A 19,746-nucleotide genomic window follows, 5' to 3' on the forward strand; every position below is an offset into this window, starting at 1 on the left:
GCGCGGCGATGGTGCTGCGCTGTGCGTTCTGCAGGGCTCTGGATCATGCCGTCTTCGCCTCGAAACATCCTCTTCATTCACCAGAACTTTCCCGGCCAGTTCCGGCACCTGGCGCCTGCGCTTGTCGAGCGGGGCGACCAAGTGGTGGCGCTGGGCATCCTGGGCCAGCCTGCCGTCCGCAATTGGAACGGGGTGCGTGTGCTGTCTTACCAACCCCGGCGCTCGAACACAGCGGGCCTGCATCCCTGGCTGGTCGACATGGAAACCAAGCTGATCCGGGGTGAAGCCTGCTGGCAGGCCATGCGATCGTTGCAGGCGCAAGGTTTCCGGCCCGACCTGGTGATGGCCCATCCGGGCTGGGGCGAGCCCCTGTTTGCCAAACAGGTCTGGCCAGGCAGCCCGCTGGCGATCTACGCCGAATTCTTCTACCAGGCAGAGGGCGCCGACATGGGCTTCGACCCGGAATTCGCGCCGCCAGACGCCCAGGCCGAGCGTTGCCGGCTGCAGATGAAAAACCTCAACCACCTGGCCCACCTGGAACAGGCCAGCGCCGCCATCAGCCCGACGCACTGGCAAGCCTCCACCTTCCCGGCGTATTGGCGCGACCGCATCGAGGTCTGCCACGATGGCATTGACACCGACGCCATCCGGCCTGATCTGCAAGCCTGCTTCCCTTTGCCTGCAGGGCAGGTGCTGACACGCGATGACGAAGTGGTGACCTACGTGGCCCGGCATCTGGAGCCGTATCGTGGCTTCCATGTGTTCATGCGGCTTCTGCCTGAACTGTTGCGGGCACGGCCCCACGCCCACATCGTCATCGTGGGCGATGACGGCAAAGGCTATGGCGCCGACGCTGGCGCCGGCCAAAGCTGGCGCCAGCGGCTGACGCAGGAAATCGATTCGCAAATGCCTGTGGGAGGCTGGCGCCGGGTGCATTTCATTTCACGTTTGCCCCGAGACGCGTTCACCCGCCTATTGCAGATTACCCGGCTGCATTGTTATTTGACCTATCCCTTTGTGCTCAGTTGGAGCCTGTTGGAAGCCATGAGCGCTGGCGCCTGCATTCTGGCCAGTGATACCGCGCCCGTGCGGGAGGTGATTCAAAACGGCCAGCAGGGCATATTGGTGGACTTCTTCGACCGGCATGCCTGGCTGGCCCAAGCCGTGGCCTTGTTGGAGCAACCCGAGACCCGGCAGGCGCTGTCGGCATCGGCCCGGCAGCGCGCCGTGGCGCACTACGACCTGCGGACGGTGAGCCTGTCTCGGCAGTTGGCCTGGGTCAGCAGACATTGCGCTGATTCCCATCAATGGGGCTGATACGCCGATTGTGGTGGTTGCACCTGTCAATGTTGGCGAGGTGAGGTGCTCAGCAGGCTTTCAGAATGGCAGAATGCCCGCTAAGAAAAAAAGTTGGGTGCGAAAGGAAGAAGCGAGAAACAGCTTCAGATGGTGTCTGAACAAATATTTCATTCCTGGGGAGGATTGAATGCGGCGCAAGTGGTACCGGGGAGGGACCCAGTGTCCAACAGGTTGCGTGCGACCTGGTAAGCCCAATCGCGGGGCAAGCACGACTCATCTCGGTGAAGAAGCGCAGCCGCAGGCGCCGCAAAGCGCCCCGCAGCCGGTGACCAGCCGGGCCGACAACAATTATGTGGACCACGTGGTGGGCAACGATGCGGTGGCCGGCGAGCAGGGCAACGACATCCTGCAAGGCACCGACGCGGCCAGCGTGTTCACCTACCGCTACAAGAAACCCGACGGCAGCATCGAAGTGGTGGCGATCCCGCACCCGGAATTGGCGCTGTTCGACATCAGCATCGCCAAAGAATGGGACGAAACCAGCAGTCCTACGTGTACTGGTGGGACAAGGACAACGCCAATGCGCGGCTGGAGCCCTCGCTGACCCTGAGCGCAAGTAGTGCGCTACCGCTGCTGAACACGCGGATGCGTGAATTCAATGTGGCCAATTCAATGAACTATCTGGAGGCCGCATGATTGGATTGTTGTTTATGGCCGGTATCGCCGTTTGGCTGATGGTGGTGATTTACCTGTGTAGACGGATACCCCGCTGGTTGGGCCTGACGCGCTATGCCAAGGTGGCTGGATTTGTGCTGTTTCCGATTTTGCTTTTTTTGCCGGTTGCGGATGAGTTGATTGGACTCTGGCAGTTCAGTAGGCTTTGCGAGCAAGAAAGCGTTATTCATCTATCTGATGATTGGCGGAAAGTGGAACGAGCAAAAAATGTTAGCTCAGATCGCTCAGAAAGGTTGAGGTGGTACGCAACACGAATTCATGAGAGGGAGGTTAAATATCAAGACGCTGACACGAAGGAGATTTTTTAGAATATAAATCTTTTCGAAATTATGGTGGCTTTTTGATGGATAAACTAGGACTGCGTTTGAGTGCGGAGCCACCGAGTTGTCGGCCAATAAACGAGCCCCAGGTTCGAAAAGAGATTAATCTTCAAAAACTTTTAGAACAAGGAGAGGGTAAATGATTGACGTTGCAAAATCTTATATCAATGGGTTGTTGGCTGATTCGACATATGTGAATGTCACCCCAGGCATGGATCGCGATCAATTGATCGAGGCTCTCACAGCGCGCATGACTCCCACCCTGGCAGCCTTCATCGCCGACAATTTCGAGGTGGCTAGTTCCATCAACACGCCAGAAATCCCCTTGCTGGGTTCGGGCTTCGATGCCACGGTCTGGAAAGGAAGGGATGGGACACCTTACGCAGGTCAGGTATTCGTTTCAACACGAGGCACGGAGCCGCCGTGGGTTGATATCTGGGGTGCAGACGTTGACCTGGCGATCAACGTGGCTGCACGGACCCAGATCATCGACATGGTCAACTGGTGGCTTCGTGAAACCACACCTGCCGGAATTCAGGCTCAGCAAATCAAATGGGACCCATTGCGAGAGAAACCGGGGACCATCGGCATGGTTGAACCCGGTGTGGTTCTGGCCGATTCCGTAGCCGGCACAGGAAATCTGGTGGGCGTGACCAGCGTGCAAGTCAATGGCCACAGCCTGGGTGGCCATCTTGCTTCATCTTTTGCACGCATATTCGGCGGTGACAACTCTGCCGTTGGCAGCGTGCGGGTTGAAAGCATCGAGACATTCAACAGCGCCGGTTTCAATGGCGACAACGCCGAGTTTTTCTTCGCGCAGATCCAGGGACTGCTGGGAACGGGTTTGACCAGTTTCGACGGAGTGGAGGCTAAGCAGACCAACTTCTTTGCCGAGAACGGCATCGAGGTCACCACCAACACGTGGTGGTTCGAGCAGATGGGTGAGCGCATCGCCTTGAGCCAGGAACAGGGTTTGGGCACAGCCAATCACAGCATGTACCGCCTGACCGACCTGCTGGCATTGGGCGCAGCCCTTGAGAAGCTCGATTCGACCCTGACCATCGACAAGCTCAACGAAATGGTCAAGACCGGCAGCAATGACCCGGCAGGATCGCTGGAAGGTGTGCTGGATGCGCTGCGCCTGATGCTCGACCCCAACGCTGAGCGCTTGCCGGTCAGCGACGCTGGCGACAGCGACGTTGCACGGAAAACCTATCACGAAACCTTGGCGGCTTGGCAGCAGAGCGGGTTGTTTGCCAATCTTGCCGGGCACCTGACCCTGACTCCCACCACCGAGATCGCCAACCTCCAATCCCAATCCAAGACCGACTTCGGCGCGTTCCTGGCGCTTTACACATTGAGCCCTGTGGTGATCAGCACCACGGACGCCGGCGCGCTGGCCGCGCTCAAGGCTATTCAAGGCGATCTGGCCGTTGACTGGCAAGCGGACATGAACGCGCGCCTGTACGGCGACACGGCCTACGAATACGCCTTCAGCGAACAGTGGTACGCCGACCGTGCCGGCATGCTGGCCGTGCTGATGGTGCGCAACGAGAACGACCTTGAGCACGAAGTGCTGCAAGGCAGCGGAACGCCCGTGACCTACCGTGATCTGGGCAGCGACACCCAGGTGGGGGTTTTTCTGGGGTGGGGCGTCGAGATTCTCAATAAACAGTGGGGCGAGATTTCTGCGAATGCTGAGATTTATCGGGAGGCTGCATGATTGGATTGATGTTTTATGGAGCCATTTTGTTGTGGCTGGCCTTTGCGGTTTTTTGGGCACTCAAGTTGCCTAAATGGTTGAGAATTAAAAAATATCCAAAACCCTGGTCGATACTATTTGGAGTGTTGATCTTCTTTTTGCCTGTAACTGATGAAATTATTGCCTATCCGCAATATGTGGCGCTGTGTAAGCAGGCAGAGGATAATTTTTGGTATGACTCGGCGGCAAAGGGGAGAGTTTTGGAAAAAACATCATGCTCAAACATGAGTCGTAAAAATGTAGTGATTGGGTTGAATATTGAAGCAATCATTGAAGAGCAAGGTGCGTGCCTTTTAGATGATGGTTTGCCAGTTATTCGATGGACATTTGTTCGTTTTTCTTCTGGCATGCTAAATTTTCCTGCGGGTTCCAGTGGGGAAAGCATGCCGCTGCTTCTTCCAGAGCGATGCCCTTCCAGGAGTGCATTGTCAGAAAGGATTCAATTTACAGAAAATCTTCTTCGGCTAACTCGTGCGAAGTGATTTCCATTAATTAAGGAGGTGATGATGAGCTCTATTCAAGCTGCATACGTAAACGCTTTGCTCGCCGATGCTGCATATAAGGATTTTGTGGATGATAGCGGTGCTCCCCTGACCGCATCTGCCGTTCTCGTCAACCTTACTGCCCGCCTGACGGCCGCACAAGCGCAATACCTGCTGGCCAACTTTGACATACTGACGCAAACGCTTTCGCCAAGCGAAGGTTTTGACGCAGTGGTCTGGCGAGGTAAGGCCGGCACCGAATATGCGGGCCAGGTCTACGTGTCCATGCGCGGCACGCAGGGCGGGCAGGACATTGCCGACGACATCAGCTTGGCTTCCAGAGGCGTTCCCTACAACCAGATCAGGGACATGGTCAACTGGTGGTTGAGGAACACGGCGGCGGAGGGTGAAGAAGCCATCCAGATCAACGTGCTGGAGGCTCCGGGTGTGCCGGGGGCCTACACCTTCGTGCTTGGCACGCCCGTGGCGGGCACCGGTGTTCTGGCCGATGTGGATGCCATCACGGCGGTCAATGGGCACAGCCTGGGCGGATACCTGTCCACCGCGTTCACCCGGTTGTTTGGTGCGGCTTGGGACGTGCAGTCCGTCAACACCTTCAACAGCGCCGGATTCAACAGCCTGGCTTCCTTGAATACCGAGATCGAGTTTTCCAATATCGCCAACCTGATCGGGGCCTCGCTCGGCCTGGGCGGTTGGGATGCGGTTGGCGATATCCAGACCAACTACTTTGCCGAGAATGGCATCAGCGTCACCACCAACAGTTGGGCGGATTTCCATTTCCTGACCCCTGGGTTTCATCAGTATGGCGAGCGGGTCGGGCTGAATCAGGAAGACCTGTTGGGTGGGAACCCCATCGCCAACCACTCCATGTTCAAGCAAACTGACTTGCTTGCCTTGGGGGCTGTGCTGGAGCGGTTGGATTCCAGCATGGATGTGGAGCGCCTCAATGCGCTGATTCAAATCGGTTCGAATCAGATGGAAGGTAGCTACGAGGCCGTTCTGGATGGATTGAGGCGCCAGCTATTGGGGGCAGACGACTTCGTCGCGACGCCCATCAGCGATGGTGAAAATGATTCGTATCGTGCCGCTTACCAAGGGAATATCCATGACTTGCTGGAAAGGCTCTCGGCAGGATCTTCAGATCCGCAGAGTCTGAGCGCATTCGCGGGCAACCTCACGCTCACTGCGGCGGCTGAGGGTGATAACTTGGAATCCCAAGCCAAGACCGACTTCGGCACGTTCCTGGCGCTGCAGTTTCTCAGCCCGGTGGTGATCAGCACCACGGATGCTGGTGCGTTGGTCGCACTGAAGGCAGTGCATGCCAGCTTGGCGGTGGACTGGCAAACCGATATGAACGCCCGCCTATACGGCGACACAGGCTACGAATTCGCTTTCAGCGAGCAGTGGTACGCCGACCGTGCGCTGTTGCTGGCCACGCTCCTGAAAGTCAACGAAAAGGACCTCTCGGCCCCTGCCTGGCTGACTGACGCTGGCGCACCGGCAGACCGGGACTTGGTGTTTCACTACACCCCGGCAGGAGAAACCGTGCCGTCGGGGCAAAGCACGGCGGACATAGTTGGCCTGTCACGGGACAGCGCGTCCCGCGCCGACCAAGAAATCTTCTTCGGCACCGACAAGGCTGAGACCTTGTCAGGAACGAACAACACCGTCTTCGGCGACCGCCTGTACGGCGGCAGGGGCAACGACAGCCTCAAGGGTTTGGCGGGGGACGACCACCTCGAAGGCCAGAGCGGCGACGACCTGCTCGAAGGCGGTGAAGGGCACGACACGCTGCTTGGCGGCGCTGGCGATGACGTCCTGCGCGGCGATGCAGGCAATGACCTGCTGATCGGTGGCGCAGGCCATGACGTGCTCGGTGGCGGAGAAGGCAACGACCAACTCTACGGCGGCTCTGGCAACGACTACCTGTATGGCGCCGAAGGCAACGACTTCTTCAGCGGCGGCACAGGCTCCGACACGCTCGAAGGCGGGGAAGGCAGCGACTACCTGTTCGACCAGAGCAGCGCAGCAGAAACCGCCGTCTTGCGCGGCGAAGCTGGCAGCGACCTGCTGGATGCGCGGTTGGTCAGCGGCGCGGCCACGCTCGACGGCGGCACGGGCAGCGACTGGATCAGGGCCGGCAGCGGCATCAATTCGATCTTCGGCGGCGCAGGCGCCGACCTGATCGAAGGCGGCAGCGCCAAAGACGTGGTGCTCGGCGGCGCGGGGGCCGACCACATCATCACCGGCGAAGGCGACGACGACATCAGCGGTGGCACCGGCGCCGACTACCTGCAAGGCGGGCAGGGGGCAGACACCTACCGGCTGGAGGCCAGCAACGGCACCGACCTCATCAACGACCAGCAAGGCGCCAACGTGCTGGTGTTCAGCGAACGCGCGCAGGGCGCGAACTGGAGCGCCAGCTACAACCCGGCCAAAGGCGCCTGGGTGACGGCCGACGGCTACGTCATCCGCCGCTACACGCTGGGCACCACGACCACGCTGGCGATCCACAAGGACGGCGACAGCCAGAACACCGTCTACCTCAAGGACTGGAGCGCCGGGCAGTACGGCATCAGCCTGAGCGGCGAAGAAGCGCAGCCGCAGGCGCCGCAAAGCGCGCCGCAGCCGGTGACCAGCCGGGCCGACAACAACCACGTGGACCACGTGGTGGGCAACGACGCGGTGGCCGGCGAGCAGGGCAACGACATCCTGCAAGGCACCGACGCGGCCAGCGTGCTCAGCGGCGGCATCGGCAACGACATCCTGGACGGGCGGGGCGGGGCTGACTGGCTCGAAGGCGGCCAGGGCAGCGACATCATCCTCAGCGGCAGCGGGCAGGACACAGCCTACGGCGGTGGTGACGACGACCTGATGCGAGCCGGCTACAGCTTCGACATGACCTTCGGGCAAATCGTTGGCACCGGCGAGCCGGCGCTGTTCTGGCGGGCCGGCGAGAACTTCACAGCCAACCTGAAAGCCGGCGGCAACACCGCCAGCGTGTTCACCTACCGCTACAAGAAACCAGACGGCAGCATCGAAGTGGTGGCGATCCCGCACCCGGAGCTGGCGCTGTTCGACATCAGCATCGCCAAAGAATGGGACGAAACCACCCAGTCCTACGTGTACTGGTGGGACGCAGACAACGCCAATGTGCGGATTGAACCCTCGCTGACGCTGACCCTCACGCTGGGCGACCCGCTGGATGTGGTGCAGGGGAAAATCTCCGAACACGCGCCCGACGAAGTGGGGCAGGCCAAGACGTATGAACTGCTGCTGGGCGGTTCGCCGGATGTGCTGGCCGCGGGCACCGGGGCGCAAGGCGTGCGCTTCTGGGGTGGAGACGGCAACGACATCCTCTACGGCGCCAACGACCACGACAAGCTGTACGGCGAAGCGGATGACGACATCCTCATCGGTTACGGCGGCGACGACGAACTACACGGCGGCGACGGCAAGGACACCCTTTGGGGTGGCGCGGGGCGCGACTTCCTCGACGGCGGCAGCGAAGACGACAAACTGATCGGCGGCCACGGGGCCGACGTGCTGTACGGCGGTGACGGTGACGACACCCTGGTGGGCGATGCGACCTACCTGTATGGCACCGACTGGTATCCGTCAGGCGACGACCAGAACCTGCACGGGGGCGACTACCTGCACGGAGGCGCGGGCAACGACAGGCTGTGGGGCGACTTCGGCGACGACTACCTGTTTGGTGGAGCAGACAACGACAAACTCTACGGCGGCGCGGGCGACGACCACCTGTGGGGCGAAGGCGGGCAAGACACGCTTGGGGGCGGAGACGGCGACGACTACCTCGACGGCGGCGAGCAGGCCGACTACCTGGACGGCGGCGCGGGCAGCGACGTGCTGCTGGGCGGTGGCGGCAGCGACACGCTGCACGGTGGGGCGGACGACGACATCCTCAGCGCAGGCGAAGGCGCCGACATCCTGATTGGTGGAGCGGGTAGCGACAAGCTCAGTGGTGGCGCGGGCGACGATTACCTGTACGGCGACGGCGATGAAACGGGCGACGGGGCCGACATGCTGGAAGGCGGCCAGGGGCAGGATCACCTGGCCGGTGGTGGTGGCGCCGACTTGTACGTGTTCAGCCTGGGCGATGGGCAGGACATCATCGTCGACGATGGTTCGGACGGCAGCCGCAACCTGGTGGTGTTCCGCTTCTCGCCGGCCGAGGTGACGGAGGTGGTGCGCAACGGGGTGGACCTGCACATCCGCTACGGTGCGGGAGATTCGGTCACGGCGCTGGGCTTCTACGGGCGCAGCAACCCCAGCCAGGGCTCGGGGGTGGACCGCGCCGGATCGGGGGACGCGCAGTACATGGTGGCCGAGGTGCATTTCGACGATGGCACCGTCTGGACGGCGGACGATCTGCTGGCAATGGCGCCGCCGCCGGAACCTGTGGATTCGGGCGAAGACCCGTTCGCGCATCTGGCCGACCTGTATTTCGTGGATGCTTTGCTGGACCGGGACGAGGTGCGCTCGGCCGGCAAGCACACGCTGAGCTACAGCTTCGCCACCAGCTTTGACAGCGGGTTGACGGGCGCCTATCTGTTCAATGACACGCAAAAGGCGGCGGTGCGCGAGGCGCTCGCGCGCTACAGCGCGGTGGCGGACATTGCCTTCGTGGAGGTGGCGCATGGGGTGGATGCCGACCTGTCGTTCTATCTGGACGACCTGAGGTCGAACAACATGGGCGGGTTTTCCGGCTATGCGAGCGCGAAAAGCGGCGAAATTCACCTGAACAGTTCGCTGTACGCCCAGTTGTTCGAACAGGAGGCGGGCGGCTGGGCGGCGCGTGCGTCGCTGGCGGTGGGTGAATCGGGGTTCGAGACGCTGCTGCACGAAATCGGCCATGCGCTGGGCCTCAAGCACCCGTTCGAGCAGCCGTATCTGCCGGTTGGTGAAGAGAACAACACGAACACGGTGATGAGCTACACCCGGCCCAATGGGCCGGCCACGGATTTGATGCCGTTCGACGTGGCGGCGCTGCAATACCTGTACGGCGTGGCGCAAGGCCTGGGCGCAGGCGACAGCACCTATACCCTGGCTGACCGCTTCATCAGCGATGCCGGCGGCGCGGACACGCTGGACTTGAGTGCGGAAACCGAAGCGGTGACGGTGGATCTTGCACCGGGTTCCTGGATTCACCGGGGCGACAAGGCTGAAAGCATTCTGGCCGATGGGCAGGCATTCATCGGGTTCGGCACGGAGATCGAGAACCTGGTGGGTGGTTCCGGCAGCGACACGTTGGCGGGCAATGCGTTGGCCAATCGCATTGGCGGTGGTGCGGGTGACGACACCCTGCGCGGTGGCGCCGGCGACGACACGCTGGCCGGCGGCGACGGGGCGGATACCTATGTGTTCACGGTGGGGGATGGGAACGACACCATTGAGGAAACGGGGAGCGACACCCGGCTGGTGATTCATGGCGTGGCGCCTGCCAGTGTCTATTACGCGCAGGGCGCGCTGTACGCGGGAGAGAGCGGGGGGCGGATCGTGATCGCCCGGGAACAGATCGCTGAATTGTTGGTAGACGGGCAAAGCCACACCGGAGCCGATCTGGAGCGGTTGCTGAACGTGGTGGTGTCCGATTCGGGCGACTTGACGTTGGCAGAAGGGCAGGACCAGGGGCGATTGCTGGGTGATGGCGACTGGGGGATTACCGGTACGAGTGCGGGTGATCACCTGACGGGAAACACCGGTGGCAACGTGCTGCAAGGCCTGGGGGGCGATGACACCCTGTTGGGTGGCGCGGGTGACGATCAACTTCACGGCGATGAAGGCCAGGACGTGTTGCTCGGTGGCGATGGCAATGACACCTTGCAGGGTGGTGAGGGTGGCGATTCGCTGGACGGCGGAGCAGGCGACGACAGCCTGGATGGTGGCACCGGAGCGGATGTGCTCGATGGCGGCATTGGTAACGATGCGCTGCTGGGCGGCGAGGGGGACGACCACCTGGATGGCGGTGAAGGTCAAGACCTGCTACTGGGCGGGGATGGGAACGACACGCTGCTGGGGGGCGAGGGTGACGATTCGCTGAGCGGCGAAGCGGGTGATGACAGCCTGGATGGTGGCACCGGGGCGGATGTGCTCGACGGCGGTGCTGGTAACGATGTTCTGCTGGGCGGGGATGGGAACGACACGCTGCTGGGGGGCGAGGGTGACGATTCGCTGAGCGGCGAAGCGGGTGATGACAGCCTGCATGGTGGCGCCGGAGCGGATGTGCTCGACGGCGGCGCTGGCAACGATGCGCTGCTGGGCGGGGATGGAAGCGACACGCTGCTGGGGGGCGAGGGTGACGACTCGCTGAGCGGCGAAGCGGGTGATGACAGCCTGGATGGAGGCACCGGGGCGGATGTGCTCGACGGCGGTGCTGGTAACGATGTTCTGCTGGGCGGCGAGGGGGACGACCACCTGGATGGCGGTGAAGGTCAAGACCTGCTGCTGGGCGGAGATGGAAACGACACGCTGCTAGGGGGCGAGGGAGACGATTCGCTGAGCGGCGGAGCGGGTGATGACAGCCTGCATGGTGGCGCCGGGGCGGATGTGATCGACGGCGGCGCTGGCAACGATGCGCTGCTGGGCGGGGACGGAAACGACACGCTGTTGGGGGGCGAGGGAGACGATTCGCTGAGCGGCGAAGCGGGTGATGACAGCCTGGATGGTGGCACCGGGGCGGATGTGCTCGACGGCGGTGCTGGTAACGATGTCCTTCTGGGTGGGGATGGAAACGACACGCTGTTGGGGGGGGATGGTGCGGACGCTCTCTTTGGTGGAGACGGCGACGATTGGCTTGAAGGCGGGCAGGGCGTCAATACGCTGACGGGAGGGCGGGGCAGTGACACGCTCGTGGGTGGCGATGCGGCAACCATCTACGCTTTTGCCTCGGGCGACGGGCGGGACCATGTGTTCGATGCCTTGACGAACGAGGTGGAGCTGCTTGTACAGGGCGTTACTGCGGATGAGGTTCGTTTTGCCCGCACCGATGCAGGCCTGGTGGTGAGGTATGGCGCTGATTTTGCGGATGAGGTGCTGATAGAAAACATCTGGCAAGAAGACCGGCTGGTTCAGAACATCGTCATTGAACTGGACAGCGGCGAGCGCAAGGTGTTTGACACCGCTGAGATGCTCAGCGACCTGAGCCTTCGGGGGGGCGAGGGGGACGACTTGCTGGTCGGCACGGCGCTCAACGACACCATCCTGGGAGGCGCTGGCAACGATTCTCTGAGTGGCGAAGCAGGCGACGATCACCTGGATGGCGGGCTTGGCGACGATGTGCTGGATGGTGGTTCGGGTAACGATGTACTGCTCGGGGGGGCGGGCCGGGACCTGTTAGATGGCGGAGTTGGTGACGACACGTTGCTGGCGAGTGACGGGGATGATTCGTTGCAAGGTGGGGATGGCAATGATTCGCTGAACGGCGAGGCGGGCAATGATCGCCTCGACGGGGGCTCCGGGGACGATGTGCTGGATGGCGGTGGGGGTGACGACACGTTATTCGGAGGCGGGGGCAATGACCGCCTGGATGGCGGTGAAGGTCAAGACGTGCTGCTCGGGGAAGCGGGAGACGACACGTTGCAGGGGGGCGAAGGCGATGACACCTTGCGCGGAGGCGAAGGTCGCGATGTCCTGAGTGGGGGGGGCGGGCAGAACACCTATGTGTATACCGTTGGGGATGGTGAAGATGTCTTGGTGGATGGTTTCGAGGCCGAAATCAATCTCATCCTGCACGGCGTCACGTGGGACGGTGTGGCATTCGCTCAGGATGGCACGGATATCGTTTTGAGATTTGAAGAGGCATCTGGCGACGAAATAACGGTACGGGATATCTGGCGCGATCATCAATTGCGGCAGGCGATAAGAATTAGCCTGGACGATGGGGAAGTCTATGTGCTGGATTCCGCAGCTTTGCTTGATGCTCTTGCCATCAAGGGCACCGAGGGTGATGACCATCTTTCAGGGACTACCGGCAATGATACGTTGCTGGGTCTGGGTGGCAATGATTATCTGTTTGGAAAAGCTGGAGATGATTTTCTGGATGGCGGTTTGGGGGCCGACACCATGGAGGGGGGAGATGGCGGGGACCGATATCTGGTCGATGATCCCGGTGATGTGGTGCTGGAAAGAAAGCCGGAATACCTGCGCCATGAAGCCCAGATATTTTCTTGGAATCTTCATTTGGAACCACTGGAACTGGCAGTGGTTCAGAGTCACCCGGATTATCTATATTACAAAAATCTGATTGATGCAAGGGGTGGATACGAAAATATTGCCTTCGATGGCGATGGGAAGGTGACCCTTGTTGTTTTTAATATCAATGAGCATCTTGATGGTTACGATGAAAATCCCGATGTTGTGGACAGTAGCATTGATTACCGACTGCCGCAGGGGGTTGAGCATTTGAACCTCCTGGGGGATGGTGATGTTTCTGGCATTGGCAATGAGTATCGGAATCAAATGATCGGAAACGCCGGCAATAACTTGATTGTGGGTGATCCATTTGATGGGAGTGAGCGTCGATACGGAAATATTTCTACGCAGCACGGCATAGAGTTCGGGCTGGCTGTTAGGAATGCTGCTTCCGAGCTGCTGCGGGATAAATTCAGGCGCGTTGAGTACGAGCAACGGCTCACCTACGATGATGTGGTTCAGGGGGATGGCGTATTTGTCGAAAACCTGCCTGGCGATTATCTGGACGGTCGCGAAGGTGATGACCGGATTTTTGGTGGCCTTGCCAACGATACGCTGATTGGCGGTGAAGGCAATGACGTCCTTTCGTCCGGCGGCGGTAGCGACTGGTTGTACGGTGGGACGGGTGATGACGTCTATGTCATTCACAACTATGGGTACCTCACGGAAGGTGGGGCCAATTATTTCATCGGCTATCTTGATCCGGGTGAGGTGACTGTTGTCGAAGCCGATAACGAAGGGTTTGACACGGTTTATACAAACCAGAACTACACGCTCGGTGCAGGGGTCGAGAGTCTTGTGCTGTACGAGGATCTTCTTGATCTTCCTGGGGAATATGTTGACCCGACGTTGCTGGAGGCTTGGCCACGATCAAAAATTGATTTCCCAGGCAGAGGGACCATTGGGCACGGAAATGAGCTGAACAATATCATTGCCGGCTCCAATATGGCATCAGAACTCTACGGGCATGAGGGCGATGATACTTTGTATGGTGGAAGCCGGAACGATACGCTGGATGGTGGTTCCGGAGCTGACTTCATGGAGGGTGGTTATGGGAGTGATCACTATTTTGTTGATGATGAAGGCGATGTGGTTTTTGAGGGTCATGATGACTACTCGGAAGATATTGTAACTACCACATTGATGTTCTATGAGCTGCCGGAATGGGTCGAAAACCTGTACTTGGTTGGCGATGGTGAGGCCGAAGGCTGGGGCAATTGGGGAAATAATCTGATTGTCGGTAATGGGTATGAAAATATTCTTTTCGGTCTTGATGGAGATGATACGCTGGACGGAGGGGCTGGCGACGACTACATGAATGGGGGGTGGGGCAATGATACATATATCGTTTCTCAGGAAGGTGATGTTGTTGATGAATTTGGTGCTGATGGCCATGATCACGTGCTCAGCCATATCGAGGCCTACACGCTCACGGAGGGCGTGGAGGATCTGACTCTGCTGGGCGAAGTCGCCTTGCGGGGAACGGGTAATGACTTGGATAACCGGATTGAGGGCAATGCGCAGGGCAATCTGTTGATCGGATTGGAAGGAGCCGATACCCTCATTGGCGCGGAGGGTGTGGACACGCTGATCGGAGGAAGTGGCGACGACGTCTATGAGGTGCGAGCGGTTGGACCCTCACCCGAGGACTTGGTCGTCGAGGCGGCCAATGAAGGGGTGGACACGATCATTCTCACTCCGGGAGCCGTTTCGTCGCCAAGTTCGGTTTCTCACGTCAAGCCGGTGTCGGTGACCATTGAGGTTCCTGATCATGTGGAGAACATGGATGCCAGCGCCTTGGAGGCGGACTTGCTGGTCACGGGCAATGCCGAGAACAATCAGATCATGGGTGGTGCTGGCCGGGATGTGATCTGGGGCATGGATGGCGATGACTACATCGCTGGCGATATTTATGAGAGCTCGGCCCAGCTGTCTTTCGTGGACGGTGGTTCCGTGGCCGCAGCATTGGGGGCGATCATTCAGGCGACTGGATTTGAACCTTCAGCGGAATTGAGTGGATGGGCATTCTTCAAAAATTCGATGCAACTGCTGAGCGAGTTACCCTCAGATGCCGATCCGGCAGATTTTGTCGAGATCTCGGTCCGGCATTTGGATGGCCTGGGTGGTTATTCTCAGGAATTTTGGTTTGTCCCAATCGACAGATGGGGGTGGAATTATGCTCAGGCGGAAAAATATGTCCACTGGAGTCCCTATGGCGTTGATTTGATGGTGGATCAAGCTGGTCGGATGGTGTTGGATTTGGAGGAGGCCAATCCAGACAGTTTCCAAGCATCTTTGCGGCAATGGGTGTACAGGCCCGAGTCGGTGTTGGCTGCTTTGCAGGTGACGCATGATGTCACCTATGCCCAGGCAAGCCTTCCTCCGGATGGCTATGTCAGGGTGACGGCGCCTTTCATTCCGGAGTGGGACATCATGTTTTCACAGATGCCGGGACTGGATTGGCGCTTTGATTCCCTGTCAATGGACATTCAACAGGCATTTCTGGCGGCCAGCGAGGTGGCTTATGCCGATACCCTCTATGGGGGCAATGGTGATGACCATATTGATGGTGGAATCGGTAATGATTTGATTGATGGCGGTGAAGGTGATGACTATATTTTCGGAGGTCATGCAGGCTTTGTTAATGTCGTTTCGAATTCTGAATTTCAGCCGCCGGATGAGAATCAAGAGGGCGAATATGTCAGCATCTCCAACTACGATGCACCTGATGAAGACGATACGATCGATGGTGGTGCCGGAAATGACTATGTTGATGGTGGTGCAGGCAATGATTTGATTTATGGGGGTGAGGGGAACGATTTTCTCTATGGCGGCGATGATGAGTCGGCCAGTTTGGGTGGGTTGGTTCCTGAGCCTCCCGTCGAGGCAAGGATGGTGGCTGATCTTGTTCTGGTGGGAGTTCCTTTCAATCACCGCATCAAGCATTTGACAAATGATGATGTGATTCACGGAGGTATCGGCGATGACACCATTGATGGCGGTTCTGGTGATGATTATCTTTATGGCGGAGAGGGGAATGATGTAATTTTTGGAGGAGCCGATGGTTGGCTGAATCATTCAAATAATGATTATCTTGATGGGGGTGCTGGATTGGATTGGTTAGAGGGCGGCACAGGCGATGATGTTTACATCGTCGATGGCACATGGGAGGTATTGCCCTCAGGAGTCAGCGGAACAGCACTTGTCTTATGTGATGCAGTTGATCGCTTTGGCGTGGATGCCGGGCCGAAATACCTTTGGGAAACCGATACGGTTGTCGAGTACGAGGATGAGGGTTATGACACTGTCTGGACATCGGCCAGTATTTTTGTCGAAAATGTCGAGGAGGTTCGTGTGCTGGATTCGGTATCGAATCCGAATATTGATGTGGTGACAGGTAAAGGGGCGCAACTGCTGGTAGGCAATGCTGGCAACAACGTGCTTGATGGTGGCGAAGGTGCCGACACGATGATTGGGGGAGCAGGCGATGACTCCTATTGGGTGGACGACGCTGGTGATGTGGTGATTGAAAATGCTGATGGCGGCTTTGACGTAATTCGCACGTCACTCGATGTCTACAAACTCGCCGAGCATCTGGAGGGCCTCGTTCTGGAGGGAACGGCAAAGGTTGGCCTTGGCAATGGAGTCAATAACTATCTGGTAGGCAATGATCAAAACAATGCGCTCTATGGCCTTGATGGTGATGACACATTGGCTGGCTGGCGCGGCTCGGACACGCTCTATGGTGGCGCGGGCAACGATACATATCTTTTTGCTCGCGGAGATGGCTTGGATGTGATCGTCGATACCGATGGACAGGGAACAATCCGTTTCAGCGGAGACATCACTTCTTCCGACTTGCATCTGGCATTGGTTGACGGCGACTTGGTCATTGATATCCGATCTTCGGGTCAGTGGCTGGGCGATCGGATCATCATCGCGGGGTGGACTGGCTCCGATGAACGTGTAGCAACGCTGGCGTTCTGCGATGAACCACCTATAGACATCGGTTCGGAGACTGGTCGGATTTCCGGATATGTCTATTTGGATGACAACGACGACGCTCTGAGGCAAACAGGCGAACCCGGTTTGGCTGGGGTGGTGATCACTTTGCAGGGCGTCGATGATTTGGGGCGATCGGTAAATACCACCACTGTCACTGGTGTGGATGGTGCATATGTTTTCGAGGATTTACGGGCTGGTACCTACTCGGTGATTCAGACACAGCCCGAGGGCTATTTGGATGGTCAGGAAAGCGTCGGATCCAGTGGCGGTGTCGCCGGCAATGATGTCATTTCCGGCATATCGCTTGTGGCAGCACAGCACAGCCAGGAAAACAACTTCGGCGAGCGACTCGATGCTCAGTCGGTGATTGGCGACCGGGTGTTTCTGGATTGCAACAATAACGGTGTGCAGGACGAGGGCGAACGAGGCGTTGATGGCGTGACGGTTCATTTGCTGAGCGAGGATGGTCGGGTTCTGGATACGCAAACGACGGATGCGCAAGGCCAATACCGTTTCACAGGTCTGGAGGCAGGCAGTTATGCGGTGCAGGTCGTGGCACCGCAGGGCTATGGCTTTGCCAAGCAGGACCAGGGCAGCGATGACCTGCGGGATTCGGATGTCAACGCCGCGACGGGAGAGACGGCGATCATTGCCGTGGACGGCAGGCAGGAGGCTCTCGGTTGGGACGCTGGGCTTGTAGCGAGTCCCGTGGGAATCACCTACGACTTTTCTGGCTGCAGCGCCACGGATGGAACGGATGGCAACAGCCGAGTCTATGTCGATGCCGTGACGGGTGTCTCGGTCTCGGCCACTGCCTGGAGCCGGGACAAGTCGAACGGGAAATGGGCCAAGGCATTTCTGGGGGCCTACAGTGGCGGCCATGGCGTGACGGACAGCGCCGAAGGCAAGGGCAGCGGGGTGACGCACACCATCGATAACAGTGGGCGGGACAATTTCGTTGTTTATCAGTTTTCGCAGGATGTCACCGTGGACAAGGCACTTCTGGGCTATGTCTACAACGACAGCGATATGTCGATCTGGATTGGCAGCAGCGCAGTTCCTTTGGGACAGATGAGCAACTCGGTGCTGGCATCCCTGGGTTTTACTGAAATCAATCTGGGGGGATCATCCGCCCGTTGGGCGGATTTCAACCAAGGCAATGTCAGCGGCAATGTGCTGGTGGTATCTGCCCGCAATGGCGAAAGCAATGACTACTTCAAATTGGAAAAGCTGGCCGTGTGGGTGACGCCTGCGGCGTGCGAACCGGAGCCGGTACCCTTGTCCAGTTTGGGCAGTCGAGTCTGGTGCGACACCAATGGCAACGGCATCCAGGATGAGGGCGAGCCTGGTGTGGCTGGTGTCGCCGTCAAATTGCTTGACGCGCAAGGGCAACTGGTGGCCTCAACAACAACGGATGCACAAGGGGCATACCTGTTTGAAGGATTGAGTGCAGGCAGCTACCAGATTCAGGTGACAGCGCCTGTGGCGTATGGGGGGCTTACGCGAATGGATCAGGGCGGCGACGAACGTTTGGACTCTGATGTGGATGCAAGCACGGGCAGGTCGGCCACCATTGTGGTGGGCATCGGCGAACATGTGACGGGCTGGGATGCAGGGCTGAAACCGCCCATGAGTACGGTGGACCTGTGCTTTTCCGGGAACTCGTCGACGGATGGATCGGATGGCAACTCTCGTACCTTGACCGCAGGCGGTGTGACGGTCACGGCCACCGCATGGAGCCGTGACAAGAGCCGTGGAACCTGGACCAAGGCCTATGCCGGCTCCTACAGTGGTGGGTTGGGCGTGACGGACAGTTCGGAGGGCCGCGGAAGCGGTGTTTCGCACACGCTCGACAACAGCGGGCGCGACAACTTTCTCGTGTACCAGTTCTCCGAGGCTGTGGTCGTGGACAAGGCTTATCTGGGCTATGTCTACAACGACAGTGACGTCACCATATGGATCGGCAACCATGCGGGGCCGATCACCAGTATGAGCAATGCCACGCTGGCATCGCTGGGCTTTACCGAGGTGAACCTGGGAGGCTCATCGGCACGATGGGCCGACGTTAACGCGTCTGGCCTGGCGGGTAATGTGCTGGTGATTGCCGCGCGCGAAGGCGAGAGCAACGACTACGTGAAAGTGGAGCAGTTGCGGATTCAGGTCGCATCCCGATCAGTGACCCCCATTGTCATCGATCTCAATGGCGATGGCATCCAGACAACGGGCAGGGAGTCTTCCGCAGGCACATTCGATCTGTTGGGGTCTGGCGATGCGGTTCGCTCAGGTTGGATATCGGCTGAGGATGGTTTTCTGGCGCTGGATGCGAATGGCAACGGCCGTATCGACGACATCAGCGAATTGTTTGGGGGAATCACCCGCGGTGATGGGTTCGTAAGCTTGGCAGCCTTGGACAGCAATGGCGATGGATTGGTCGATGCACTGGATGAGCGATTTGGGGAGTTGCTTGTCTGGCAGGATGCCAATGGTGATCATCAGAGTCAGGAGACCGAGCTCCACGGATTGCAGTCGTTGGGCATTGAGAGTCTCGAAACGGGGTATCGCTCCACGGCGACATTAGACGCTTTCGGCAATCTGCTGGGAGAGACCGGCACCGCTCGCATGCGCGACGGTACGCTTGTCCAGATGAGCGATGTGTACTTTGCCGTCGACGGATCGGACTTGCTCAACCAAGGTATTGAGTTGCCAACGTTGGAGCAGTTGCTTGCACAGCCTGCGGCGGGTGAGGTACAGCCGGATATGCCTGTATCGCTGGTGGAGATCCAGTCCCAAGTAGACGGGCTCATACAGGCGATGGCGTCCGAGTCGTTCCAGACGGCAGGCGAGAGCACTCTCCCTGTTCACCTGACAGGCACGACAGTCCCGATGCTGGCGGAAAGTCTGGTCTGAC

Annotated in this window: 6 protein-coding genes; all 6 read left to right on the forward strand. The window is 59.1% G+C overall.

The features are described from left to right. Positions 1-45 precede the first annotated feature (45 nt). The 6 genes from QQK43_RS03970 (at position 46) to QQK43_RS03995 (ending at position 19,745) form a co-directional block, all read left to right on the forward strand. Positions 46-1,317 carry a glycosyltransferase gene (locus tag QQK43_RS03970; RefSeq protein WP_284306774.1) on the forward strand — a complete coding sequence of 424 codons (1,272 nt, stop codon included), beginning with the start codon at positions 46-48 and terminating at the stop codon, positions 1,315-1,317. A 334-nt stretch (positions 1,318-1,651) separates the two neighbouring features. Then, complete coding sequence (locus QQK43_RS03975) at positions 1,652-1,903, forward strand: hypothetical protein (RefSeq protein WP_284306775.1); 252 nt, start codon at positions 1,652-1,654, stop codon at positions 1,901-1,903. Positions 1,904-1,991: 88 nt separating this feature from the next. Next, positions 1,992-2,342 (forward strand): hypothetical protein, encoded by a 351-nt coding sequence (locus tag QQK43_RS03980; RefSeq protein WP_284306776.1) that lies wholly within the window; start codon positions 1,992-1,994, stop codon positions 2,340-2,342. A 151-nt stretch (positions 2,343-2,493) separates the two neighbouring features. Continuing rightward, a complete protein-coding gene (locus tag QQK43_RS03985; protein WP_284306777.1) occupies positions 2,494-4,077 on the forward strand; it encodes a hypothetical protein in 1,584 nt (527 codons plus the stop codon). Then, complete coding sequence (locus tag QQK43_RS03990; RefSeq protein WP_284306778.1) at positions 4,074-4,598, forward strand: hypothetical protein; 525 nt, start codon at positions 4,074-4,076, stop codon at positions 4,596-4,598. The genes QQK43_RS03985 and QQK43_RS03990 overlap by 4 nt, the downstream gene beginning before the upstream one ends. A gap of 24 nt (positions 4,599-4,622) precedes the next feature. Beyond that, positions 4,623-19,745, forward strand: coding sequence for an SdrD B-like domain-containing protein (locus QQK43_RS03995; RefSeq protein ID WP_284306779.1), 15,123 nt, complete (start codon positions 4,623-4,625; stop codon positions 19,743-19,745). The last annotated feature ends 1 nt before the right edge of the window (position 19,746 follow it).

The sequence above is a fragment of the Hydrogenophaga electricum genome, assembly GCF_030160815.1.
Classification (GTDB): domain Bacteria; phylum Pseudomonadota; class Gammaproteobacteria; order Burkholderiales; family Burkholderiaceae_C; genus Hydrogenophaga; species Hydrogenophaga electricum.

Coding starts and splice junctions, on each gene's coding strand:
- QQK43_RS03970 (WP_284306774.1), top strand. CDS start 46: ATGCCGTCTTCGCCTCGAAACATCCTCTTCATTCACCAGAACTTTCCC.
- QQK43_RS03980 (WP_284306776.1), top strand. CDS start 1,992: ATGATTGGATTGTTGTTTATGGCCGGTATCGCCGTTTGGCTGATGGTG.
- QQK43_RS03985 (WP_284306777.1), top strand. CDS start 2,494: ATGATTGACGTTGCAAAATCTTATATCAATGGGTTGTTGGCTGATTCG.
- QQK43_RS03990 (WP_284306778.1), top strand. CDS start 4,074: ATGATTGGATTGATGTTTTATGGAGCCATTTTGTTGTGGCTGGCCTTT.
- QQK43_RS03995 (WP_284306779.1), top strand. CDS start 4,623: ATGAGCTCTATTCAAGCTGCATACGTAAACGCTTTGCTCGCCGATGCT.